The sequence below is a fragment of the Streptomyces sp. RLA012 genome, from assembly GCF_056270325.1.
The window spans coordinates 6,068,718-6,093,958 of record NZ_JBWDPA010000002.1 but is presented as its reverse complement, the minus strand read 5'-3'; the positions used below and the strand labels follow the sequence as shown (position 1 = coordinate 6,093,958).

The following is a 25,241-nucleotide window of genomic DNA, read 5'->3' as shown; positions in this document are numbered from 1 at the left end:
TCGAAGTCTTCATGTCTGCATCCATGCAAGGTGAAGCTTCACGACCAAGGCAGGTGAAAAGTGACCAGGGCGATGGGCACAGCGATGCGCCGGATCCACGTGGGCAACGCACTCGGAGCGTTCGGGCTCGGCTTTACCGTCCCCTTCCTCTACGTCTATGTGGCGCAGGTACGGGGACTCGGCTCCATGACGGCGGGTCTCGTGCTCGCCGTCTTCGCCGTGGCCGCGCTCGCAGTGCTGCCGTTCGCCGGGCGGGCCATCGTCCGGCGCGGCCCGCTGCCGGTTCTACTCACCGCCCTGGTCACCGCCGCCGTCGGAGCGCTGAGTCTGGGGCTCGCGAACAACGCCACGACCGTGCTGCTGTCGGCGGCCGCGCTCGGTGCCGGACAGGCGGTCATGCAGCCGGCGCTCGCGACCATGATCGTGGACTGCTCGACGGCGGACACACGGTCGCGTGCCTTCGCGACACAGTTCTTCCTGCAGAACCTGGGGCTCGGCGTGGGTGGGCTGATCGGCGGCCACATCGTCGACACGACCCGCGCGGGCTCCTTCACGCTGCTGTTCGCGATCGAGGCGGCGATGTTCCTGGTGCTGGTCGTGATCATGGCGACCGTACGGGTGCCGCACGCGCCGCGGATCAAGGGTGACGCGCCGCAGGCCGCGGGTGGCAGCTGGAAGCAGTTGCTCGGCAACCGGGCCATGGTGCAGCTGTCCGTGCTGGGCTTCGTCCTGTTCTTCGCGTGCTACGGGCAGTTCGAGTCGGGGCTGTCCGCGTACGGCGTCGAGGCGGCCGGGATCTCCACGTCCGCGCTCGGTACGGCGATGGCGGCGAACACCGCGATGATCGTGGTGGCGCAGTTCGCGGTGCTCAAGTTCGTCGAGCGTCGGAAGCGGTCGCGGGTGATCGCGGCGGTGGGCCTGATCTGGGCCGTGGCATGGCTTACGGCGGGCTACGCCGGGCTCGGGCACGGCAGCCAGACGATGGCCACGGCGGCGTTCGTCTCGACGTACGCGCTGTTCGGGCTCGGCGAGGCGATGCTGTCGCCGACCGTCGCGCCACTGGTCGCGGATCTCGCGCCGACGGGTCTGGCGGGGCAGTACAACTCCGCCTTCGCCCTGGTGAAGCAGCTCGCGCTGGCCGTCGGGCCGGCGGTGGGCGGCCCGATGGGTGCCTCGCTGCACGGGCCGTACGTCGTGACGTTTCTGCTCTTCTCCCTCGGCATCACGTTCCTGGCGCTGCGGCTGGGGCGGCAGCTCAGCCCCGTACAGAACCAGCCGTGGCTGGCGACGAGCCGGGTGGTGGCCCAGGGCGGGGCTTCGGCGGAGCCCGTGCGGGTGAGCGCCTGAGGGACGGCTGTACGGCGGCTGGTGTTTCACCCGTGTTCCTCGCCCCCGCCGCCCCTACCCGTCCCATCCCTGGGGGCTGCGCGCCCAACCCCCACCGGCAGCCAGCCGAACGTCTCCGGGTGGGTGGGGGATCCGGGGCGCAGCCCCGGCCTCAGGGGCGCGGGGAACTGCGCGACCAGCCCCCACGCGCCCGCACCCGGCAAACGCACTCGGGGGTCAGCCGGCGGTCCGTGGTAGGGCGAACTCGCACCACACGGCCTTGCCGCCGCCGGGCGTACGACGCGACCCCCAGCCGGAGGCAATCGTCGCGACGATCGCGATACCGCGCCCGGCCTCATCGGCGGGCTCCGCCCGACGTCGCCGCGGCAGATGGTCGTCGCCGTCGGTGACCTCGATGATGAGGCGGCGGTCGGTACGGCGCAGCCGAAGGCGCATCGGCGGGGTGCCGTGCTGGAGGGAGTTGGCGACGAGTTCGCTGGTGGCGAGGACGCCGAGGTCATGGAGGTCGGACGGGAACCGCCAACTCGTCAGAACGCCGGAGGCGAAGGCACGCGCGCGTGGGGCCGCCTCCACCCCGCCCAGCAGCTCCAGGGCCGCGTTGCGGAAGAGCTCGCCGTCGGGGCCCGTACGGGCGGGGTGCTGCAGGACGAGGACGGCCACGTCGTCGTCGTGGTCGGCGGTGACGCCCGCGGAGCGGACCAGGCGGTCGCAGACGACCTGGGGCGTGCCCGTCGCCCCCGCGAGGGCGCGCTCCAGGGACGCGATGCCCTCGTCGAGGTCCTCGTTGCGGCGCTCGACCAGGCCGTCGGTGTAGAGGACGGCCGTGGAGCCGGGGCCCAGCGGGACCGAGCCCGAGGCGTGCATCCAGCCGCCGGTGCCGAGCGGCGGGCCGGTGGGTTCGTCGGCGCGGACGACGGTGCCGTTCTCGTCGCGGACCAGGATCGGGAGGTGGCCCGCGGAGGCGTACACGAGGCGCCCCTCGTTGGGGTCGTGGACGGCGTACGCGCAGGTGGCGATCTGGTTGGCGTCGATCTCGGTGGCGAGGCCGTCGAGGAGCTGGAGCACCTCGTGCGGGGGCAGGTCGAGGCGGGCGTACGCGCGGACGGCGGTGCGCAGTTGGCCCATGACGGCCGCGGCCCGGACCCCGCGCCCCATGACGTCGCCGATGACGAGCGCCGTACGGCCGCCGCCGAGGGTGATCACGTCGTACCAGTCGCCGCCGACCGCGGCCTCGGTGCCGCCGGGCTGGTAGGTGGCGGCGACACGCAGGTCGTCGGGTTCCTCCAGCTCCTGCGGGAGCAGGGAGCGCTGGAGGGTGACGGCGGTCTCGCGCTGACGGCGCTCGCTGGCGCGCAGCCGCTCGGCGGCCTCGGCGTGGTCGGTGACGTCGGTGGCGAAGACGAGGACGCCACCGTCCCGGCCCTCCGGGGCGGCGTCGACGGGCGTGCAGGTGAACGTGTACGAGCGGCCGCCGGGCGCCTTGCGGGACTTGACCGTGCGCGGCTTGGCGCTGCGCAGCACCTGGTCGAGGAGCGGGAGCAGACCGATCTCCGCGAGCTCGGGCAGGGCCTCGCGCGCGGGTTCGCCGACCGGGCGGGCGCCGAAGGCCGCGACATAGGCCTCGTTGACGTACGCGAGGCGGTGCTCGGGGCCGTGCACGAGGGCGACGAGGGCCGGGACGCGGTCGAGGATCTCGCGCACGGGCAGGTCGTCGACGGCGGGGACGGCCGGCGCGGCGTCGCTCAGCTGCTCGGCGCGGGCCGCGGGCACGGAGCCTTCACCCCGCCGGTCCGGGGAGGCCGTGTGTTCGGTCCGCGCTGCGGCGCGGCGCTGCGTTCCGGGGAGCCGGGCGCTCCAGCGGGTGAAATTCACCGAATCCTTGCCTCGTGATTGTCGTCTCCGGTCGGCTCCGGATCCGGCCGGGGGGCCGGCCCGCGGCCGGAGCCGCTGGGGCGCCGCGTCCCCCCGGAGGAACCCGGAAGGAGTCCCCGAGGAGGAGTCTTGGGAATCCGGTAGGACTCCGATGGGACTCCAGTAGGACTCCGGGGAATGCGGCGCTTGGGAAGAAGCCTGTGGGTGCGAAGAGCGAGCGGTCGGCCCGCCCAAGGTCGGGGACCAGTCTGGCCGACCGGACCGACATCCGTCAGACGTCGGCCCGATCGAGGGAGTTCCTGAGTCTGGTCAGGACGACCCCTTCGGGTCGAGCTTCGGGTCGAGAGGATGCTTTCCACCGGCCGCGAGTTCGAACTCCGCACGGGGGTGTTCGAGCGAACCGAGGGACACGATCTCCCTCTTGAAGAGCCCTGCCAAGGTCCATTCGGCGAGTACGCGGGCCTTGCGGTTGAAGGTCGGGACCCTGCTCAGGTGGTAGACGCGGTGCATGAACCAGGCAGGATAGCCCTTCAGCTTGCGCCCGTAGACGTGTGCGACGCCCTTGTGCAGCCCCAGGGAGGCGACCGAGCCGACGTACTTGTGGGAGTACGTCTCCAGGGGCTCGCCGCGCAAGGAGTGCGCGATGTTGTCACCGAGGACCCTGGCCTGGCGCACCGCGTGCTGGGCGTTGGGCGCGGTCTCCTTGCCGGGCTCCTCGACGCTGACATCGGGAACGGCGGCGGCGTCCCCCGCGGCCCACGCGTGCGTGGCGCCGTCCACGGTGAGCTGGGGGGTGCACTTGAGGCGGCCGCGCTCGTTCAGGGAGAGGTCGGTGGCGGCGAGGACCGGGTGCGGTTTCACGCCGGCGGTCCACACGACCGTACGCGTGGGGAAGCGGGCACCGTCGCTGAGGACGGCGATCCGGTCCGCGCAGGAGTCGAGACGGGTTTCGAGGCGTACGTCGATGTTGCGTCGGCGCAGCTGGGTGACCGTGTACTTGCCCATCTCCTCGCCGACCTCGGGGAGGATCCGGTTCGACGCCTCCACGAGGATCCACTTCATGTCCTCGGGCTTGACGTTGTGGTAGTAGCGGGAGGCGTAGCGGGCCATGTCCTCCAGCTCGCCGAGCGCCTCGACGCCGGCGTAACCGCCTCCTACGAAGACGAAGGTCAGGGCGGCGTCGCGGATCGCGGGGTCGCGGGTGGAGGAGGCGATGTCCATCTGCTCGATGACGTGGTTGCGCAGCCCGATGGCTTCCTCGACGGTCTTGAAGCCGATGGCGTAGTCGGCGAGTCCGGGGATCGGGAGGGCGCGCGAGATCGAGCCGGGGGCGAGGACCAGTTCGTCGTACGTGATCTGTTGTGCGCCCGCGCCCTCCTCGGCGGTGGCGAGCGTGCTGAGCGTCGCGGTGCGTTTGGCGTGGTCGATCGTGTGGGCCTCGCCGATGACGATCCGGCACCGGTCGAGCACCCGGCGCAGCGGGACGACCACGTGGCGCGGCGAGATCGAGCCCGCGGCGGCCTCGGGAAGGAACGGCTGATACGTCATGTAGGGGTCGGGGGAGACGACCGTGATCTCGACCTCGCCCCGATTCAGTTCCGGCTTCAACTTTCGTTGGAGGCGCAGGGCGGTGTACATCCCGACGTATCCGCCGCCGACGATGAGAATGCGCACAGGTTCCTTCACCATCCCATGACGCACCCCGCTCTCGAGTTTGTCCACAGGCCCGACAATTTGTGTGACCGGCCGTCGCGGGCCCGGCGGGTTGCCCGAATTGCCGGAGGGCGAGGAAAGTTCGCAGGTCAGCGAGGGTGAGCGAGGGGTTCGGAGGGGGTGCAATCGGGAGGTAACCGACCCGTACTCCGATCGGGGGGCGCTCCGTGCGGAACCTGCCCCTTCTGAATTGACCCCCACTCAACTATGTTCGTGTGTCGACGGGGTGTAGGGGGATGCGCTCGACGGGTCCGCGCGACGGGCTCGTGAATCATGCTTGTTCCCGCACGCTCCGGCTACCAATGGCGGGGAGAGTCTCCGGGGGGAGACGTCATTACCGGGGGAACGCTTATGCACATTCAGGGCTCTCATTGGTCTTCCGCGTCTGCCATCGCGCCCGGTGGCGCGGTCGGCGCGGCAGCGGGCGGCAATGGCCGCGGTCCGGGGGACGGATCGCGGACGACGCCGTTGCGGGTGGACGCACAGCGCAATCTGGAGCATGTACTGCGCGCGGCGCGCGAGGTCTTCGGCGAGCTGGGGTACGGCGCGCCGATGGAGGACGTGGCGCGGCGCGCCCGGGTCGGTGTCGGCACGGTGTACCGGCGCTTCCCGAGCAAGGACGTCCTGGTCCGGCGGATAGCCGAGGAGGAGACCTCCCGGCTGACCGACCAGGCGCGCGCGGCGCTCGGTCAGGAGGACGAGCCGTGGTCGGCGCTCTCACGCTTCCTGCGTACGTCGGTGGCCTCGGGCGCCGGGCGGCTGCTGCCGCCGCAGGTGCTGCGGGTCGGCGTCGCGGAGGAGAGGTCCGCGGCGGACGAGGCGCGGGTGCCGCAGCAGCGGTCCCAGCTCGCCCCCGAGCTCAGGCTCGTGGAGCAGCGTTCGGCGCCCGCGGAGGAGGCGGTGACCGCGCTGACCGACGACGCCGGTGCGGCCGCGCTGCTCGACGTGGTGGGCCGGCTCGTGGACCGGGCGCGCGCGGCGGGCCAGCTGCGGGCGGACGTGACCGTGGCGGACGTACTGCTGGTGATAGCCACGGCGGCGCCTTCGCTGCCGGATGCCGCCCAGCAGGCCGCGGCCTCGGCCCGGTTGCTGGACATCCTGCTGGAGGGGCTGCGCTCACGTCCGGCGTGACGGTGGTGGGGACGGCGTGGTCGGGACGGCGTCGGCCGGGATGGCGGCAACGTCCGTACGGGGAGCGTTTATTGACTATTCCCCAAACGAGTGACCGATAGTGCTGTCGTGCGGCAGGTCCCCACGGACGAGTGGTTGGTCCGTGGGGTGGAGGCCCGTCCCTCAAGCGTGTGGCACTCTGTCCCGGTATTCGGGTCCGAGTGTGCAGGCGGGGGCTTTCCGCGATGAGCGTTGACGGGCGGGACGAGTCACTCGGTGACGGTGGCGCGGAGGCCGGTGGGCCGTCCTCGCGGCAAGTCCCGAGCCAGGGCGGACCACCGAAAGGCGTTCCCGGCCCCTCGGGCATCCCCGGACTCTCAGGGATCCCTGGGCCCTCAGGGATCCCTGGGCCCTCAGGGATCCCCGGACCCTCAGGTCCTCCGGGAGCCCCGGGCATCCCGGGACCCTCAGGTCCCCCGGGCGTATCGGGTATCCCGGGCGCATCGGGGGAACCCAGCGTTCCGGCGCAGCGCGACCGGTTCGACCGGCGGGACGGCGGCGGTGTCCTGCCACCCCCGATCGAACTGCCGCCCTCCGACGCCGATCTGATCGAGCGGATGCGCGCGGGCGACGACACGGCGTACGAAGTGCTCTACCGCCGCCACGCGGAAGCCGTCCGCCGCTACGCCCGCACCTGCTGCCGGGACGCCCACACCGCGGACGACCTCACCGCCGAGGTGTTCGCCCGGATGCTCCAGGCGGTGCGCCGCGGCCACGGCCCCGAACACGCCGTACGCGCGTATCTGCTCACGACGGTCCGCCGTGTCGCCGCGAGCTGGACGAAATCTGCGAAGCGGGAACAACTGGTCGACGACTTCGCGGTGTTCGCCGCACAGGCCACCCGCACCTCCGAAGTCTCCGACGACGACACACTGGACCTGGGCGCCGACGTACGGGCGATGCACGAGGCCGAGCAGTCGATGGCCATGCAGGCGTTCCGCTCGCTGCCGGAGCGCTGGCAGGCCGTGCTGTGGCACACGGAGATCGAGGACGAGTCGCCGAGCGAAGTCGCCACGCTCTTCGGGCTGGATGCGAACGGCACCCGCGTCCTGGCCAGTCGCGCCCGCGAGGGACTCAAGCAGGCCTACCTCCAGGCACACGTCAGCGCCACCCTCACCATGGACGAGGAGTGCGCGCGCTATGCCGACCGGCTCGGCGCCTACGCCCGCGGTGGTCTGCGCACCCGGGCCGAGCGCGGGCTGCGCAAGCACCTGGAGGAGTGCGCCAAGTGCCGGCTGGCCGCGGGCCAGATCAAGGAAGTCGCCAGCGGGATCCCCGCGGTCGTGCCGGTCGCGGTCATCGGTTGGTTCGGTGCCGCCGGGTACGCGAAGGCCGTCGCGCTCATCGCCGGTGGCGCCGGAGCGGGCGCGGCCGGGGCGGCGGGCGCGACAGCCGCGGCGAGCGGCGGCTCGGGCGGGGCGAGCGCCGGCGGCGGCGCGGCGGCCTCGGAGGGGCTCGGGGCGCCGGTCAAGGCAGGTATCGCGGCGGGAGTCGTCGCGGTGGCCGTCACCGCGGCGGCGCTCGCCCTCGTCGGCAACGGCAGCCCCGCCGAGAAGCCCGAGGCCAGGCCACCGGCCACCTCGCCGGTCGTGGAAGCTCCGCAGCCGGCGCCGCCCGCGTCGAAGAAGCCCGCCCCGCAGCCGGCGGTGGCGGCTCCCGCGTCCGTCCCCACCCCGGCCCCGACACCCAGGCCCAGTCCGAAGCCCACGCCCGAACCGTCCCCCACCCCCACGAAGGCGCAGCCGAAGCCCGCCCCCAGGCCGACCCCTGCCCCCACCCCGCCCCCGACTCCCACTCCCGCGCCCACTCCCACTCCGACTCCCGCGCCGACGCCACCGCCGCCCGCGCCGGTCGTCTACCAGTGGAACGAGCTGAAGTACGGCGTCACCGGCGACCACACCAAGCCCGAGATGCGGCTGCGCGAGAGCAGTTGGGTCTGGCAGCGGTGGGGGATGTCGATCGCGGACCAGCAGTACGCGAACGGCGTGACCGTGCACGGCCAGTCCTCCGTCACCATCGACCTCAACCGCAGTTGCTCGGCGTACGACGCACTGGTCGGGGTCGACGACCTGACCATGGGCCTCGGCCAGGTGGTCTTCTCCGTGTACGCCGACGGATCGCGCCTGTGGCAGTCACCGCTGGTCAAGGGCGGCGAGCAGGCGATCCCCGTCCATGTGAACCTCACCGGCCACAAAACGATTCGCCTCGTCGTCGAACCGCACACGACATTCGACGCGGCGGCGCTGTCGGACTGGGCGGACTCGAAGTTCCGATGCCAGTGAGCTCCCTGGCGTCCCGGTCCCTGGCGTCCCGGCCCTATGCCGTCCCCGCCCTATGCCGCCCCCGCCCTGACATGTGCCGCCGCTAGTCGGTGCTAGTCAGTGCTGGTCGGTGGCAGTGGGGTGCGGGCGTGGGCGTTCCTTCAGTGCCTCCCCAGTGCCTCCCCAGTGCCTCCGCCAGGTCGCGCAGGGCGTCGTCCTGGGTGAAGGCCGTCCCCGCCGTCCGCTCGGACTCGTAACGGCGCGGGCCGAGGGCCGCGAGTGCGGCGGCCTGTGTGCGCTCGGCGTCGCCGCGCTCAGGAGCAGGCCGGGGGTACCCCCCGCGCCACCCCGTACCCGCGGCGACCAGACGGGCCGCCCGGGGGTGGTCGCCGAGCTCGGACAGCAGCCGCGCCGCGCTCTCGACGAGGCCCGCCGTCACCACGTCGGCGCACCGCCCCGTCACCGCCGCCGCCAGGGCGGCGGCCATCTCCTCCAGGCCGGGCCCCGGGCCGGACTCGGCGGCCGTGACGAGCGCCCCGACCCAGTTGAGCGCCGCCAGGAACTGCGGGGGTGGGGTGGCTTGGGCAGTCATCTCGCATGCCTGCTCCCACAGTTCGCGCGCGTAGGCGACCTCGCGGTCGTCCAGGGCCAGCTGGGCGCGCAGCAGCCGGACGAACGCGCGCGAGTCCGTCACCCCGTACCGGTCGGCCGCGGCGCTCGCCTCGTCCAGGGCGGTCAGCGCCCGCGCACGCTCGCCCTCGCGGTAGGCGAGCTCGGCCAGCCGTGCCATGAGGAAGGGCGTCTCGGCGTACGCCCCCACTTCGAAGGCGAGCCGCAACGCCTCCTCATACTCGCCCTTCGCCTCGATGTAGAGACCGCGCGCCATGGCCGCCTCGCCGGCCGCGCTGCACACCTGGGCCCGCATCCAGCGGTCGCCCACCCGTCGGCTGAGCACCCGCAGCTCCGCCAGGTCGTCGTCCACGCCGGGCATGCCGCCCGGGGCGTCGACGACCACGTGCGTACGGAACATCAGGGTGACACCGATCTCCCACTCGCCGCCGTACCTACGGCAGTTGGCGACCGCCGCGTCCATCGCCGGACGCACGTCGTGGGAACCGCTCAGGAAGAAGGCGGTCAGCGGCCAGATGATGCCCGGCATGGTCGCCGCGTTCGGGCCGCCCTTCCCGAAGACGTCCCGTACCCGCGCGATGTACTCGCGGAACCGCGGATGCTCCCCTCCGCCCAGCGGCTCCGTCTCCACCAGCATGAACAGGTGCGACATGCGCAGCCGCATCCGCATGTCGTGCAGCGGATGGGAATCCTTCTGGTCGGGGGCGTCGAGGTAGGCCGTGAGCGGGTCGAAGCGGTCCAGGTCCGTGAACGGGGCGCCGCCCTCGGCGCCGTGCGGCACGTTCGCCCCGGAGACGGCACCCGTCGCGTCGAGCGCCACGCCCAGCCGCAGCACGAGACCCGTCCATTCCGCGCCCTCGCGGCGGAAGTTGCGCAGCCACCAGAACCAGCCCATGGCGAGGGCGAGGGCACCGGCCTCCTCTTCGTCCCCGGCGACGACCGCACGGTGGAGGGCCGCCCGGATGTTGTCGAACTCGGTCTCCAGACGGCGGATCCAGGGCAGTTGCGCGGCGGAGCGCAGCAGCGGCTCGGCCTCCTCGACGAGGTCGCGCACCCACGCGCGGTGGCGCCGCTCGGCCGCGGCGCGCAGCCCGGGGACCTCGGCGGCGCGCTCGGTGGCGTATTCGTGGATCGTCTCCAGCATGCGGTACCGCATGCCCCCGCTGCCGCCCTCGGCGTACGGGGCATCCGGGCCATCCGGGACGTACGGCATATCCGGCGTGTACGGCGTGTCCGGGGCGTACGGGTTCGCGACGATCAGGGACTTGTCGACGAGCGCGCCGACGAGGTCGGCGACCTGGCCCGCGGAAAGACCGGTGCCGGGGCCGGTGCAGACGGCCTCCGCGGCCGCGAGGTCCCAGCCGCCGGCGAAGACGGACACCTCGCGCAGCACGGTCCGCTCCCGCTCGTCGAGCAGGTCCCAGGACCAGTCGACGACGGCGCGCAGGGTCTGCTGGCGGGGCAGCGCCGTGCGGCTTCCGGAGGTGAGCAGCCGGAAGCGGTCGTCGAGCCGGTCGGCGATCTGGCGGGGCGTCAGCAGCCGTAGGCGGGCGGCTGCCAGCTCGATGGCCAGGGGCAGACCGTCGAGCCGCCGGCAGATCTCGTCCACCGCCGCCGAGTCGCGGAACACGGCGTCGGCGCCGGCGTGGGCGTTGGTTTCGGGACGCACGGCCGCCGCCCGCTCCGTGAACAGCCGGCGCGCCGGATCGGGCGGCAGGGGCTCGACCGGGCGCACCAACTCGCCCGGAACGCCGAGCGGTTCGCGGCTGGTGGCGAGGATCGTGAGGCCCGGGCAGCGGGTGAGCAGGGTCTCGGCGAGCTCGGCCGCCGCGCCGATGACATGTTCGCAATTGTCAAGGATCAAAAGCTGGCTGCGCGGGGCGCAGTACTCGATGAGCAGCGCGAGCGGGTCGTCCTGGCCGACCATCGCCATCTCGCTGCTGATCAGCACGGTCTCGCGCAGACCGAGGGCACTGATCACCGCACCCGGGACCGCCTCGGGCCGGTCGAGCGGGGCCAGCTCGACCAGCCACGCCTGCGGAAGCCCGGCGGCGGCTTCCTCGGCGAGGCGGGTCTTTCCCGAACCGCCCGGTCCGGTCAGGGTGACCAGGCGTGCCCTCCGCATATCCGAACGGATCGCGTCGAGCTCGGGTTCCCGGCCGACGAAGGAGTTCAGCCGGGGGCGGAGGTTGCCGATGCGTTCACGAGGACCGGGGCCGTCGGTCTCACCGCCACCGGGTTCGGCCGTGGCACCGTGGGGGCCGGTGCGTACGGGGACGAGTCGTGGGTCGGCGCCGGGCCGAAGGGATCCGTGCCCACTCGGGCGCGGAATCGGTTCACCGCCGGAAGCCCCACTGCCGACACGCCGACCGCCGCGAGAAGACACCGCCGCCCCATCCACCACCCGCCGTACACGACGACTGTCATCACGTGAGGATGCAGACATGGCTATGGCTATGGATGTGGATGTGGATGTGGATGTGGATCCCGGCCCGCCGTCCGCCGCCGGGGTCAGCAACTCCGCGTGCAGACTCCGCAGCTCCCGGCCGGGATCCGCGCCCAGGCGCTCCTGAAGGGCGCGACGCACGCCCTCGTACGCGGCCAGGGCGTCCGCGCCGCGGCCCGCGTCGCGCAGGGCGCGGATGAACAGGGCATGCAGCGCCTCGTCGTACGGGTGGTCCCTCGTCAGCTCCTGCAACTCCGGTACGACGTCGGCGGCGCGGCCCAGTCGCAGGTCCGCCTCGATACGGGTGCGGGTCGCCTCCAGGCGGAGGGCGTCCGGGCGGGTCGCGGCGCTGCGGTCGGGGAGGTCGGCGAGGGCGGGGCCGCGCCACAGCGCGAGGGCTGCGCGCAGGCTGTGAGCGGCGGTTGTGGCGTCGCCGTGTTCGAGGGCCTCCTTGCCCTCGCGTACCAGGCGCTCGAAGACGAACAGGTCCACGTCGTCCCTGGTGGCCCGCAGACGGTAGCCGCCCGTCTCCGAGGAGACCGCGTCCTTGCCGATCGCCCGGCGCAGGCGGCCCACCAGGGCCTGGAGTGCCGCCAGGGCGTCCAGTGGGGGGTCGTCCGCCCATACGTCGTCGATCAGGGTCTGGGGGGTGGTGGTGCGGTCTGCCCGTTGGGCGAGGGCTGTGAGCAGGGCGCGTACGCGGGGGCCGCCCACCGTGACCGGGGTCCCTCGCGCATCCTCCGCCTGGGCGACCCCCAGGATCCTGTACCGCACCCACCCATTCTCACCTGGGCCGGTGGGTGGGGTGGCCGGTTTCACCGGCGGGGCGCGGCGCCACCGCCGGGCTCCGCCCGTTTCCTCGCCCCCGCCGCCCCTACCCCTCCCATCCCCAGGGGCTCCGCCCCTTCAACCCCACCGGGGGCTGGACTCCCGTACCCCACTCGCCCCACTCGCCCCACTCACCCAGCTCACCGGATGCTCGACAGGCCCGCCCCTCACCCGCACCCGGCCCACCCACGGAAGGGGCCGTGCCGGTGCGTCGAAAGCCCGTCGCGTACGTTCGGATTTGGCAGCGGCTCGCTTGTGCACCTCACGTCTGATCCGGCGGCGACGGGCTCGACGTACCGGCACGGCCCCGACCCACCCCCGGGCAGGTGCTACCCCCGCCCCCCGGCCCCCGCCCCCAACGCCCGCCCCTGCGGCACAATCCCCGCCGGTACCGCCCGCTGCCGCGCAGGCGTCCCCGTCCAGCACGTCCCCCGGCGCGCCAGCAGCCGCCGCAGCCACAGCTCCAGGGAGACCAGATCCGCCAGCCCGTCCAGGGGCAACGCCTCCCCCGCCGCAGCCGCCCGCAGGGCCTTGCGCACGACCCGCGCCTCCACCAGCCCCGCCTGCGCCAGCAGAGGAGTGTCGAACAGCGCGATCAGGGAGTCCGCGGCCACCCGCAACCCCATCCGCGCGGCCGCCGCCGAGGACGCGTGCGACGGCGCGCCCCACCCGGGCGGCAGGTCGGTCACCCCGGCACCCTCCAGCACCGTACGGAGGATCGCGGCACGCGCCCCGGGCTGAACCCGCAACGCCTCCGGCAACGCCCGGCACGCACGGACGACCTGGTTGTCCAGGAACGGCGCGTGCAGCCGCTGGAAGCGGATCTCGGCGGCCTGCTCCAGGACCCGCAGATCGGCGGCGTGCCGCGCCAGCGCCGCCCGTGCGCGGAAGTCCCCGGGCCGCTGTCCGGGACCGCCCCCGACCCCCACCCGACCTGTGGTTCCTTGCAGGCGAACCGATACTTCAGCCAACGCCTCACCGGTCAGCCAACGCGCCGCGGGGCCGGGCCTGGCCCAGGTGAGCGCGGCGAGTGAGGCACCCACCGCACCCCCCGGTTCCTCGAAGCTCCGGCGCAGCAGCCGGTCGGCGAGGACGTCGACACCGGTCCGGTACGGCGTACGGGCGAGCTTGCGCGCCGCGCCGTACACGCGCGCGGGGACCATGACGGAGCCGTCCGCCCTCGCCAGGGCGGCGACGGGACGCACGAGATGGCGTCTCTTGCGGTCCATCAGCAGATCGGCCAGCCGGGCCGGGTGGGCGTCCAGGACCTGCCGGGCGCCGTATCCCGTGAAGTGGTCCGCGCTCCCGGAGGAGAGCCGGGCGCGGTGCCGGGCCGCCGTCACGAGCGACGGTCCGGGCTCGTCGGTCAGCGGGCCCTCCAGGTCGGCGTACGGAAGCACCTCTTCGCCCCCGGCGACGACCACATGGTGCAGCCGGGGATTCGCGGCGAGCGTCCCGGCACGCTCCACCTCGGCCTCCCGCCCGCGCACGGCGAGGTCGTTGAACGTCACCGCGAGAAGCCGCTCCCCGGCCCCCGTGCCGTGCCCCAGGACCGTGCCGGGCGCCCCCGGCAACCCGGCCGCGAGCAGGGCCAGCGTCCCCGACGCGGGTCCTCCGGAGAGGTCGGCCCCGATCCCGGGCACGGGCATCCCGCGCGCCGCGCGCCGCTCCGCGGGCCCCATCCCGGGTACGGGCCCGGGGTCGATGTCGGTCCCGGGGACGTGCCGGGGAGCCGCGAGACGCGCGCGTACGGCCTCCACGAGGGCGTCCCGGACGCCGTCCACCGCGCTGTCGGGGTCCGCGATGGGCGCGGCGACGGCGAGGGAGGCGACGGGCTCGTACCCGGCGATCTCACGGGCACCCGCGCGCAGGATCAGCGCATGCCCCGGCGGAATGCGCCGCACGCCGTCGTACGGGGTCGATTCATGGACCGCGGCCGGTACGTCGGGGGCGGCGAGCAGGGCCGCCAGGTGCCCGAAGTCGAGGTTCGCCTCGATGAGGTCGGCGAGGGGCAGCGCGGCGGTCGCGTAGGCCGTACCGCCCGCCCAGGGGGTGTGGAAGACGGGCCTGGCGCCCGCGAGGTCACCCGCGACGGTGGTGCGCCGGCCGACCTGGACGACGGCGGTGTAGCTGCCGGACCAGGCGGTGAGATGGCGCAGTGCCCCGCCGCGCGCGGCGAAGAGGCCGAGCTTGAGTTCCTCGTCGCTCGCCCCGCAGATGCCGAGGACGGCGATCCGGTTCTGCGCGTCGGCCTTGATGACGCGCACCTCGTCGGGGCGCCAGTCGCCGACCGCCCAGAGCGGATCGGGGTCGCCCCACAGGAGTTGGGAACCCACCGGGTGCACGGTCTCGCCGTCGCTTCCGGTGGCGCCCGCCGAGCCGATCTCGGGCGCTCTGGCGGCGGTACTGCTCCACCCCACCAACCATCGCATCGCCGCCTCCACAGGCTGTGGACAACCAGTGCACCGTACGAACTCGGCACCATGCTGTCACGAAGAATGCGCTCCGGAGGGTTCCTACGGCGGCTCGCGCCCCCTGGAGTGCGCCCCTGCGAAGGCGTTCGCGCCGCCACGGGGGCAGTGCAAAGCCGATCCGAAGCAGATGCGAACACCCGCCCGAGGCAAGCGGATCGCGAGAGAATCACTGGGAACGACGAATCGGCGGGGGCGGTTCGGCGACGCGAATGCGCCCCCGATACGCTCCCCGAAAGCACCTCACGCGCCCTCAAGTGACGTGGTAGAAGCGCTAATTGCCTGCAAAGACCACCGTCGATTTTCGGCCAAATCGCCTGCGGGCGGACAGCCGCGCACACGCTCCGTACAGGCCCTGCGCACCGCTTTGGCAACGCACAGTCCGGGAGGCGGAGTTCGCCTCCCGGACCGGTCCGCCGCCCGCGGGGATGTAGGCGGCGGTGTCCCCCAGCCCACTGGATCCAGTACAGCGGGCCGACCCACGCACGATCCATGGAAGCGCTCCCCCGGTGGCCGGAGAAGAGCGCACGGAGAGGCGCACGGCCACACAGCGGGAGCACGCCGCGACCGTCCGTACTTCCGTACGGACCACAATCCCGCCATCCGGAACGACGCCCCTTAACGCTTGGGATGCGGCGAACTACGCTGGGTTTACGAATGCCGCATGGTTATGCCAGCGCGGCAGCCGTCTGTGTCGAGGGGTGGCGCATGTCCAGGGAGCAACGCGGGCCGAACGAAAAACTCGGCGCCGTTCTCGCCCTCGCGGGAATCAGCAACGCAGGACTCGCGCGGCGCGTCAACGATCTTGGCGCTCAACGCGGGTTGACTCTTCGCTACGACAAGACGTCCGTGGCGCGCTGGGTGTCGAAGGGAATGGTGCCGCAAGGTGCCGCTCCGCACCTCATCGCGGCCGCCATCGGACAGAAGCTCGGCCGCCCGGTGCCGCTCCACGAGATCGGTCTGGCGGACGCGGATCCCGCGCCCGAGGTGGGCCTCGCCTTCCCCCGTGACGTCGGACAGGCGGTGAGGTCGGCCACCGAGCTGTACCGCCTCGACCTCGCCGGCCGCCGGGCCGGCGGCGGCGGTATCTGGCAGTCGCTGGCGGGATCCTTCGCAGTGAGCGCTTACGCGACTCCCGCTTCACGGTGGCTGATAACCCCGGCCGACAGTTCGGTGGCGCGGGACGCGAACCCTTCCGAGGGCTCCGGGGCACCACTGAAAGTCGGCCACAGCGATGTGCAGAAGCTCCGCGAGGCAGCAGAGGACGCCAGGCGCTGGGACTCCAAGTACGGAGGCGGCGACTGGCGTTCGTCGATGGTGCCGGAATGTCTGCGGGTCGAGGCGGCGCCGCTGCTGCTCGGCTCGTACTCGGACGAGGTCGGAAGGGCCCTCTTCGGAGCGTCGGCCGAACTCACCCGCCTGGCGGGCTGGATGGCCTTCGACACGGGACAGCAGGAGGCCGCCCAGCGCTACTACATCCAGGCCCTGCGCCTGGCCCGAGCGGCCGCCGACGTCCCCCTGGGGGGCTATGTACTGGCCTCCATGTCGCTCCAGGCGACCTACCGCGGCTTCGGCGACGAGGGCGTCGATCTCGCCCAGGCCGCTCTGGAGCGCAACCGCGGCCTCGCCACCGCCCGCACGATGAGCTTCTTCCGCCTCGTCGAGGCACGTGCCCACGCGCGTGCGGGTGACGCCCAGGCGGCCGGCGGAGCCCTGCGGGCCGCGGAGGGCTGGCTGGAGCGGGCCAGGGACGGCGATCACGACCCGTCCTGGCTCGGCTTCTACTCGTACGACCGTTTCGCCGCGGACGCGGCCGAGTGCTACCGCGACCTCAAGGCGCCGCGCCAGGTCCGCCGCTTCACCGAGCAGGCACTGTCGAAGCCGACGGAGGAGTTCGTACGCTCGCACGGCCTTCGGCTGGTGGTGTCGGCGGTCGCCGAGCTCGAGTCGGGCAATCTGGACGCGGCATGCGAACAGGGCGTACGGGCGGTGGAGGTCGCCGGGCGGATCTCCTCCGCGCGCACGACCGAGTACGTGAAGGACCTCCTGCACCGCCTGGAGCCGTACGGCGACGAACCGCGCGTGGTGGAGCTGCGGGAGCGCGCACGGCCGCTGCTGATGGCTCCCGCGTAGTCGCTCCGCCGGAGGACCGGTACGACCCCGGGTGGTTCTCGGCTGCGGGTCGCTTGTGGCTGGCCGCGCCCACGCGGCGCAGCCGCACCATGTCGCAGCCCCGCGCCCCTGCGGGGCTCGGTAGGGCGCCGCTTCCGGCGCTTCGCGGGTTTGAGGGCGTTGTCAGTGGCGCAGTGCACTCTTGAAGCCGGGAGGTGGAGCAGGTGCGGATCGTTTACGACTGCGATGTGCTGGTGATCGGCGGCGGGATCGTCGGTCTGTCGACGGCGTATGCGATCACACGCGCCGCGCCGGGCACGCGGGTGACGGTGCTGGAGAAGGAACAGGGCCCCGCCCACCATCAGACGGGGCACAACAGCGGAGTGATCCACAGCGGGATCTACTACCGCCCGGGCTCGCTGAAGGCGCGGTACGCGGTGCGGGGCGCCGCCGAGATGGTCAAGTTCTGCGCCGAGTACGACATCGCGCACGCCGTCACCGGCAAGCTGATCGTCGCCACCGACAAGGCGGAGCTGCCCCGCCTGCACGGACTCGTGCAGCGCGGGCGGGAGAACGGGATTCCGGTGCGGGAGCTGGGCCCCGCCCAGTTGGCGGAGTACGAGCCGGAGGTCCACGGCCTCGCCGCGATCCACGTCGGCACGACGGGGGTGTGCGACTTCGTCGCCGTGACCCGGCAGCTCGCCGAGGCCTCCGGGGCGGAGATCCGGTACGGGGCGGAGGTCGTCCGGGTCGACCGGCGGGCCGCCCTCGGCGTCGCCGTCCGCACCCGGGACGGGGCGGTCGTGCGGGGACGTGTGCTGGTCAACTGCGCGGGCCTGCACTGCGACGAGATCGCGCGCCTGGTCGGGGACGAGCCCGGGATGCGGATCATCCCGTTCCGCGGTGAGTACTACTCACTGGCGCGTCCCGAGCTGGTGCGCGGCCTGGTCTATCCGGTGCCGGACCCCGCCTTCCCCTTCCTGGGCGTGCATCTCACCCGGGGGATCGACGGAGGCGTGCACATCGGGCCCAACGCGGTGCCCGCGCTCGCCCGGGAGGGATACGGGTGGGGGGTCGTCCGGCCCCGCGAGGTGGGCGCGAGCCTGGCCTGGCCCGGGTCCTGGCGGATCGCTCGGCGGCACTGGCGGTACGGGGCGGGGGAGCTGCGGCGGTCGGTGTCCAAGGCGGCGTTCACCGAGGCCGTGCGGCGGCTGCTGCCGGCGGTGACGCCGGACGATCTGATACCGGCCGCGGCGGGTGTCCGGGCGCAGGCGGTGCTCCGGGACGGGACGCTGGTGGACGACTTCCTGATCGAGGAGGGGGCGCGCACGGTGCATGTGCTGAACGCGCCGTCTCCGGCCGCGACGGCCTCGCTGCCGATCGGGAGAGAGGTTGCCCGGAGGGCACTGAGGGCGTTGGGGACATCGACGGGGGTCTGACGGAGCCCACCCCGGCTTTCTCCGCCCCCGCCGCCCCCGCCGCCCCGGACGGGCCGAGTGGTGCGGGCCTGCGCCCAAGGCTTTCAGGGGCGCGGGAAACTGCGCGACCAGCCCCCGCTCACCCGCACCCGCACTCGCACCCGACAAACCCACCCCGGGTGGTCTGGGGGGCGCAGCCCCCCAGGGGCGAAGGACCGCTCCCGGTCGCGCCGTAAAATCGACCCCACTGTGTCTGACTCTCCTGACTTCCCCGAAGAGCCCCGGTCCACCCCCACCGGCGGCGGCGACCCTCACCGGCATCCCCGTGCCAAGGGAGAGCCCAGGTTCCCCGACGGGCCGAAGGCCGACCCCGCCGGGTCGCACTTCGAGCGGCGGATCCGGAGTTTCCAGCCGCGCCGCAGCCGGGTGACGACCGGGCAGGCGGACGCGCTGCAGCGGCTGTGGCCCAAGTGGGGGCTCGACATCGACGGGCAGCGGGTGATCGACCTCGCGGAGCTGTTCGGGGGCGACCGTCCCGTCGTACTCGAAATCGGGTTCGGCATGGGCGAGGCCACCGCGCAGATGGCGGCGGAGGACCCGCGGACGGGGATCCTGGCCGTCGACGTGCACACACCGGGGCAGGGCAACCTGCTCAATCTCGCGGACCAGAACGGGCTCACCAACATCCGGGTCGGGAACGGTGACGCGATCATCCTGCTCAGGGAGATGCTCGCACCGGATTCACTGAGCGGGCTGCGCGTGTACTTTCCCGACCCCTGGCCCAAGAAGCGCCACCACAAACGGCGGCTGATCCAGCCGGAGTTCCTCACCCTCGCCGCGAGCCGCCTCAAGCCGGGCGCACTGGTGCACTGCGCGACCGACTGGGAGCCGTACGCCGAACAGATGCTGGAAGTACTCGGCGCGCACCCGGACTTCGAGAACACCCGGCCCGACGGCGGTTACGCGCCACGTCCGGACTTCCGGCCGCTGACCCGTTTCGAGGGCCAGGGACTGGACAAAGGTCATGTGGTGAACGACCTTCTGTTCCGGCGCGTACAGCACCGAGACCAGCACACATCCGGCGACTGAAACGCCTCGCGCGCCACACCGGGCACCGTCGCGGGCAGCGCCCCTCCCTCGTTAGGGTCAATGCCGTGGCCACCTTTCCCGCCTACCCGACGCATCCCGGCGGTCCCACCGGCGGGCCGGCCGACGGTGCCCTGCGGCACGCGCACTGGTGGCAGAGATGGGGGTACCTCCCTGCTCGAGCGCAGTCGAGAGCTTGGGGGAGGGTGCGCTACAGCGCGCTGGTCACCCTGCTCGCGCTCTCGGGTCTCGTCATCCTGGCCCTGGTCCGCCGGCAGACCGGCACCGAGGGCTTCCTGGTCGGGCTCGGCCTGGCCGTCCTGCCCGTCCCGCTCCTGGTGGCCGCGTTCCGCTGGCTGGACCGGGTGGAGCCCGGCCCCTGGCGCAACCTGCTCTTCGCCTTCGCCTGGGGGGCCTGCGCGGCGGCGCTCATAGCGATCGTCGCCAACAGCTTCGCGACCAGATGGATAGCGACCGCCACCGCCGACCCGTCCAGCGCCGACACCCTCGGCGCGACGGTCATAGCGCCCATCGTGGAGGAGTCCGCGAAGGCGGCGGCCGTGCTGCTGATCTTCCTCTTCCGTCGCCGGGACTTCACCGGGATCGTCGACGGGGTCGTCATAGCCGGGGTCACCGCCACCGGCTTCGCCTTCACCGAGAACATCCTCTACCTCGGCACCGCGTTCGGCACGGACCAGCTCAGCGGTGACCGCGGACTGACCTCCGTCACCGCCGCGACCTTCTTCGTCCGGGTGGTGATGTCGCCGTTCGCGCACCCGCTGTTCACCGTGCTCACCGGCATCGGCTTCGGCATCGCGGCGCTGTCGGCCGAGCGCCAGCACCTGCGCCGCGCCCTGCTTCCCCTGACCGGCCTGCTGCTCGCGATGGGCATGCACTCCGTGTGGAACGGCTCGTCGAACTTCGGCGAGTACGGGTTCTACGCGGTGTACGGCGCGTTCATGGTGCCCGCGTTCGGGCTGCTCACCTTCCTCGTCATCTGGACGCGGCAGCGCGAGCTGAAGATCGTACAGACCGAACTGCCGGCGTACTCCGCCGCCGGGTGGCTGACCGCGCCCGAGCCGTACGCCCTCGGTTCGATGCGGGCACGGCGGCTGGCCCGCGACTACGCCGCCCACCACTTCGGCAGGGCCGCGGCACGCTCGGTCGCGCAGTACGAGGCGTACGCGACCTCGCTCGCCTTCCTGCGGCACCGGGGGCGGCGTGGCCGCGCGGACGCCGACTTCGTCGTACGGGAGCGGGAGTTGCTGCACGAGTTGTGGCGCCGCCGGGAGGTCGCCCGCCCGTCCCTCGCGTACGCGGCTCAGGCGACGGCCCCGGCCGTCCCGGTGCCGGTGCCGCCGCCCCGGTCCGGGTACGGCTACGGGCCGCTGCCCGAGCAGCCGTACGCCACCACCGTGACGCCGTATCCCGCCACCACGACACCCCGTCCCGCGCCGGCGGCGCCGTATCCCACGTACAACCCCTACCAGTCCTAGACCTCAGGCCCTACCAGTCCTAGACCTCAGGCCCTGCCGGTCTCGGGCCTCAGACGGATGCCGTCGTCAGCTTCGCCAGTTCCGCGTCCGTGAGGGTCAGGTCCGCCACCGCCAGCAGCGCCGGAAGCTGCTCGACCGTCCGTGCCGAGGCGATGGGCGCCGCGACCGTCGGCCGGGCGGCGAGCCAGGCCAGGGCGACCGTGGCGACCTCGGCGTCGTGGGCCCCGGCGACCTCGTCGAGGGCGGCCAGGACGCGGATGCCGCGCTCGGATTCGAGGTGCTTGCCGGCGCCCGCGGCCCGCGCGGAGTCGACCGTCGTACCCGGGCGGTACTTGCCGGTGAGGAAGCCGGACGCGAGCGCGTAGTACGGGACGGCGGCCAGGCCGGTCCGGGAGGCGACCTCCTGGAGCGGGCCCTCGTAGGTGTCGCGCGAGACGAGGTTGTAGTGCGGCTGGAGGGCGACGTAGCGCGCGAGGCCCTCGCGGTCGGAGAACTCCACGGACTCCGCGAGCCGCTCGGCGGAGATGTTGGAGGCGGCGATCTCCCGGACCTTGCCGGCCCGGACCAGCTCGTCGAGCGCGCCGATGATCTCCTCGACCGGCACCGAGGTGTCGTCGAAGTGGGTGTAGTAGAGGTCGATGTAGTCCGTGCCGAGGCGGCGCAGCGAGGCGTCGGCAGCGGCCTTGATGTTCGCCGGGGACAGGCCCTTGTACTCGGGGTGGCTGGCGACCTTGGTCGCCAGGACGACATCGGAGCGGTTGCCGCGCGCGGCGAACCACTTGCCGATGATCGTCTCCGATTCGCCGCCCGAGTTGCCGGGAACCCAGGCCGAGTAGCCGTCGGCGGTGTCGACGAAGTTGCCGCCCCCGGCCGTGTACGCGTCGAGCACGGCGAAGGACTGCGCCTCGTCCGCGGTCCAGCCGAAGACGTTGCCGCCGAGGGCGAGCGGGAAGACCTCCAGGCCGGAGGAACCGAGCTTGCGAAGAGAAGTCATGCCTCAATTCAACACCCGTACCGGACTGACGTATTCCGCACTCAGGCCTGCCGCCGCACCACTGGCGTCAGGGGTTCAGGCCCTTGCTCTGCAGCCACGCCATCGGGTCGATCGCGCTGCCGGCGCCGGGGTGGACCTCCAGGTGCAGGTGCGGCCCGGTCACGTTGCCGGTCGCGCCCACGCGCCCGATGACCTCACCGGTGGCCACCTTCTGCCCCACGCCGACACTGATGGAGGACTGGTGACAGAACCACAGCTCCGTGCCGTCGTCGAGGGTGAGGATCGTGCGGTAGCCGTACGAGCCGGCCCAGCCCGCCTCGGTGACGGTGCCGCTGTGGATCGCCTTGATCAGCGTGCCGGTGGGGGCCGCGAAGTCGAGGCCGGTGTGGTAGCCGGAGGACCACATGGAGCCGGCGTCGCCGAAGCGGGAGGTCAGGGTGTACGAGGAGGTCGGCAGCGTGTAGCTCTTGGCGAGCTCGGCGAGGCGCGCGGCCTCGGCCTTCTGCTTGGCCTCGTCGGCCGCCTTCTGCTTCGCGGCGGCGGCCTTGGCCTTGGCGTCGTCCTGCTGCTGGGCGGCCAGCGCGACCGCCTTCTTCGTGGCGGCGGCCTCGGCGGCGGCCTGGGCCGCGTTGTCGACCTGGTCCTGCTGCGCCTCGGCCTGCTGGATGATGCGGGCGCGCAGCGCCTCGCCCGCGTCCTTGTTGCCCTGCGCGGCGTCGGCAGTCGTCACACCGGCGCTGGTGAGCGGGGTGGCGGAGCCCTTCGGCGTGCTGGAGCCGCCGTCGGAGATCAACGCCTTGGCGGACTGGGTGACCGAGGCCAGGTCGGGCAGCGAGATGGACACCGGGGGCTTGCCGGGCGCCGCGGTGGCCATGCCACCCGCGCCGACGGCGGCTATGACGCCGACGCCCAGAACCGTGGAGCTACGGGCGAGTCCGCCCCCGCGCTGCTTGGAGACGCGGTGCCGGCCGCGGACGGGACGGACGGAATCCGCGGTGGGATTCCACTCCTCCCAGGGGCCCTCGTCCTTGCCGTCCTTGCCGTAGGCGTAGCCAAAAGTCTGAGTGTCGCTCGGCGCGAACGAAGTGGGCTGGGCGGGCCGGTTGGACGCCACGTGGGCGTGCTCCTTTCCTTCCTTCTCGCCTACCGGGTTAGCTGACGGGTTCGGAGCAGGAAGGTCTCCTACGCGCGTCAACCCACGGTGTCTCCACCGTGAAAGACGCTCGATTCACCCCAAGTTGGTGGTTCCCCGGTTCCCTTGCGGGATTCGGCGCGTGCGCACGGAGCCGACTCTTGTGACGGCTGGGACGACCGCGCTGCGTTATCGAACGTTAATAGACTCGGGTACCGGATTCCAAGCCGTTCGTGCTGATCATTAACGACTCTTGGCCAGGACTTACAGGTCACGACCGGCGAAAATCGGGGCGAGTTGGCCGCGCGCCCCCACTTCCGGGTTGCTTGACGGTGCGTCACCTGTTACGCGGAGGGACATCGCCCGATCACCCCTCGTGACAATGATCAAGAAGGCCTCCGTGGCGGGCACGGCCGCCGTACGGCGAGCAGCGCCATGTCGTCCGTCAGGGCGCCGCCCGTGTACCGGCGGACCTCCTCCGCGAGCGTGGTCAGCAGGGCGTCGGGACCCGGGAAGGTCCGGCCGGCCAGGCGCGCGGCCGGGTCGTAGAAGCGCCCGTGCGCGTCGCGCGCCTCGGACAGGCCGTCCGTGTGGAGCAGGAACATGGCACCGTGCGGGAAGTGCGTCTCCTGCGCGCGGTCCGGCCAGGTGCCCAACTCGCCCATCCCGAGCGGCAGTGCGGGGTTCACGGCGGCGAGCGTGTCCAGCGTTCCGTCCGCGTGCAGGAGCAGCGGGGACGGATGGCCGCGGTTGACGATCCGTACGACATCGCCCTCGTGCGGGATCTCCGCGAGGACGGCGGTGGTGAACCCCTCGGAGGCGTCGAGGTCGTCGCGCCGGGTACCCCCGCGGGTCAGCGCCCGCTCCAGCCGCTGTGCGACCGCCTCCAGGGTCGTCTCCTGCTCGGCCGCCTCCCGGAACGCCCCGATGACCACCGCCACGACGGCCACCGCGCCCATGCCCTTCCCGCGTACGTCGCCCACGATCAGCCGTACACCGTGCGGGGAGTCCTGCACCGCGTACAGGTCACCGCCGATGGACGCGCCCGCCTGCGCGGCCTCGTAGCGCGCCGCGACCTCCAGCCCGCCGATGCGTTCGTCGGGTTCCGGCAGTACGGCGCGCTGGGCCGCCTCGGCGATCTGGTGGGCCGAGGCGAGCCGTTCACCGGTGCGGCGCACGAGGATGTTGATGAGCACGGCCAGCGCGGCGACGGTCGCCACCGTGACGGCCTCCGTGATCGCGCCCACCCCGAGGGCGATACCGAGCTTGATATGGACCGCGAGCACCCCGGCGAGCGCCGCGACGCCGGTGAGCAGTGTGCCGCGCAGCGAGAAGAACGGGGCGGCCACGAGGGGCGCGGCCGTGAAGAGGGGGCCGGCGGTGAAGGCCGACGGGGTGTAGTAGTCGTAGACCATCCCTGCGACGATCAGCAGCGCGGGCAGCGCCCGTGCGACGGTCCGCGCGTCCGAGATCCCTCTCCGGTCCGCTCCGCCCGGTCCGGGCGTCGGTTCGTCCCCCGGCCCCGGATCGGGCACGGGGTCGCCGGGCGGCCGTCCACCTGACCGGTCGCTCGGCTCTCCGCGCGCCCCGTCATGCGGCTCGTCGGCCTGCTGCGCACCTCCTCGCTGCCCCACCCGTCCAGGTTTCCCGGAGCGGGGGCGGAGGGCGAATCCGGTGGCCCGACCGAGGGACGCACCGGGGTGGCGCCGATCAGGCGGGACACCTCTCGGTACCGCCGCATCCGTGGTGGTACCCGGCCGGGGCGATGACGGTCCCGCCGTGCGGCAGGAAGTCGCGGCCGCCGTGGCAGGCCCCGAGGAACAACGCGCACGCGGCGAGCAGCAGCGCGAGCGCCGATCCCTGCCGCATCAGCCACCGAAGACGACTCATAGTGATCGGAAGACTACAGAAAGTCGGCTCGGCAGGGAAAACTCGGCAAGGGAAACTCGGCAGGGAAGACTCAGCAGAGGGAACTCGACAGGGAGAGCTCGACGGGAGGCCTCGACGGGAGACTCCGACGGGAGACTTCGACGGGAGACTTCGACGGGAGAGGAAAAACCAAGGGCCGGAACTCGTTTCCGAGTTCCGGCCCTTGGCCTTCAGTAGCGGGGACAGGATTTGAACCTGCGACCTCTGGGTTATGAGCCCAGCGAGCTACCGAGCTGCTCCACCCCGCGTCGTTGAAATCAGTGTACGCCATCCGCGGGACCCGATTCACCAGGGTTTTCACGGGCGGCCACGCAGGCGACGCGGGGGGGCCGATCC

15 protein-coding genes, 1 tRNA gene and 1 riboswitch are annotated in these 25,241 nt (G+C 72.6%); of the genes, 7 read left to right on the top strand and 9 right to left on the bottom strand.

Annotation, left to right across the window (positions count from 1 at the left end; translation table 11 throughout):
* The first annotated feature begins 72 nt into the window (after window positions 1-72).
* On the top strand, window positions 73-1,347 hold the full coding sequence (locus tag RV986_RS27880) for an MFS transporter (protein ID WP_475920007.1): 1,275 nt from the start codon (window positions 73-75) through the stop codon (window positions 1,345-1,347).
* A 216-nt stretch (window positions 1,348-1,563) separates the two neighbouring features.
* Here RV986_RS27880 and RV986_RS27875 read toward each other — a convergent pair whose 3' ends face one another.
* Entirely contained in the window at window positions 1,564-3,219 is a 1,656-nt protein-coding gene (locus RV986_RS27875) for an ATP-binding SpoIIE family protein phosphatase (RefSeq protein WP_475920006.1), read from the bottom strand.
* 309 nt (window positions 3,220-3,528) lie between these two features.
* A complete protein-coding gene (locus RV986_RS27870; protein ID WP_475920005.1) occupies window positions 3,529-4,908 on the bottom strand; it encodes an NAD(P)/FAD-dependent oxidoreductase in 1,380 nt (459 codons plus the stop codon).
* Window positions 4,909-5,283: 375 nt separating this feature from the next.
* On the opposite strand from RV986_RS27870, the gene RV986_RS27865 reads away from it, so the two are divergent.
* A complete protein-coding gene (locus RV986_RS27865) occupies window positions 5,284-6,063 on the top strand; it encodes a TetR/AcrR family transcriptional regulator (RefSeq protein WP_475920004.1) in 780 nt (259 codons plus the stop codon).
* A gap of 224 nt (window positions 6,064-6,287) precedes the next feature.
* Window positions 6,288-8,384, top strand: coding sequence for a sigma-70 family RNA polymerase sigma factor (locus RV986_RS27860; protein ID WP_475920003.1), 2,097 nt, complete (start codon window positions 6,288-6,290; stop codon window positions 8,382-8,384).
* An 82-nt stretch (window positions 8,385-8,466) separates the two neighbouring features.
* Here RV986_RS27860 and RV986_RS27855 read toward each other — a convergent pair whose 3' ends face one another.
* Window positions 8,467-12,213: an AfsR/SARP family transcriptional regulator gene (locus RV986_RS27855; protein ID WP_475920002.1), complete on the bottom strand. Its 3,747-nt coding sequence runs from the start codon at window positions 12,211-12,213 to the stop codon at window positions 8,467-8,469.
* A gap of 383 nt (window positions 12,214-12,596) precedes the next feature.
* Entirely contained in the window at window positions 12,597-14,699 is a 2,103-nt protein-coding gene (locus RV986_RS27850; protein WP_475920001.1) for an asparagine synthase-related protein, read from the bottom strand.
* Between the two features lie 747 nt (window positions 14,700-15,446).
* On the opposite strand from RV986_RS27850, the gene RV986_RS27845 reads away from it, so the two are divergent.
* The 4 genes from RV986_RS27845 (at window position 15,447) to RV986_RS27830 (ending at window position 20,850) form a co-directional block, all read left to right on the top strand.
* Window positions 15,447-16,871 (top strand): MFS transporter, encoded by a 1,425-nt coding sequence (locus tag RV986_RS27845; RefSeq protein WP_475920000.1) that lies wholly within the window; start codon window positions 15,447-15,449, stop codon window positions 16,869-16,871.
* A gap of 203 nt (window positions 16,872-17,074) precedes the next feature.
* Window positions 17,075-18,289 (top strand): L-2-hydroxyglutarate oxidase, encoded by a 1,215-nt coding sequence (gene lhgO, locus RV986_RS27840; RefSeq protein ID WP_475919999.1) that lies wholly within the window; start codon window positions 17,075-17,077, stop codon window positions 18,287-18,289.
* Between the two features lie 228 nt (window positions 18,290-18,517).
* Window positions 18,518-19,357: a tRNA (guanosine(46)-N7)-methyltransferase TrmB gene (trmB, locus tag RV986_RS27835; protein WP_475919998.1), complete on the top strand. Its 840-nt coding sequence runs from the start codon at window positions 18,518-18,520 to the stop codon at window positions 19,355-19,357.
* A gap of 65 nt (window positions 19,358-19,422) precedes the next feature.
* The gene (locus RV986_RS27830; RefSeq protein WP_475919997.1) at window positions 19,423-20,850 is read left to right on the top strand and encodes a PrsW family intramembrane metalloprotease; all 1,428 of its coding nucleotides are present in this window, start codon (window positions 19,423-19,425) and stop codon (window positions 20,848-20,850) included.
* Between the two features lie 49 nt (window positions 20,851-20,899).
* Here RV986_RS27830 and RV986_RS27825 read toward each other — a convergent pair whose 3' ends face one another.
* The 5 genes from RV986_RS27825 to RV986_RS27805 form a co-directional block, all read right to left on the bottom strand.
* A complete protein-coding gene (locus tag RV986_RS27825; RefSeq protein ID WP_475919996.1) occupies window positions 20,900-21,844 on the bottom strand; it encodes an aldo/keto reductase in 945 nt (314 codons plus the stop codon).
* A gap of 67 nt (window positions 21,845-21,911) precedes the next feature.
* A complete protein-coding gene (locus RV986_RS27820; RefSeq protein ID WP_475919995.1) occupies window positions 21,912-22,958 on the bottom strand; it encodes a M23 family metallopeptidase in 1,047 nt (348 codons plus the stop codon).
* An 11-nt stretch (window positions 22,959-22,969) separates the two neighbouring features.
* Window positions 22,970-23,127: riboswitch (cyclic di-AMP (ydaO/yuaA leader) on the bottom strand.
* A 235-nt stretch (window positions 23,128-23,362) separates the two neighbouring features.
* Window positions 23,363-24,610 (bottom strand): PP2C family protein-serine/threonine phosphatase, encoded by a 1,248-nt coding sequence (locus tag RV986_RS27815; RefSeq protein WP_475919994.1) that lies wholly within the window; start codon window positions 24,608-24,610, stop codon window positions 23,363-23,365.
* Window positions 24,611-24,686: 76 nt separating this feature from the next.
* Window positions 24,687-24,866 carry a hypothetical protein gene (locus RV986_RS27810; RefSeq protein ID WP_475919993.1) on the bottom strand — a complete coding sequence of 60 codons (180 nt, stop codon included), beginning with the start codon at window positions 24,864-24,866 and terminating at the stop codon, window positions 24,687-24,689.
* A gap of 213 nt (window positions 24,867-25,079) precedes the next feature.
* Window positions 25,080-25,153: transfer RNA gene (locus RV986_RS27805), tRNA-Met, on the bottom strand.
* Between the last annotated feature and the right edge of the window lie 88 nt (window positions 25,154-25,241).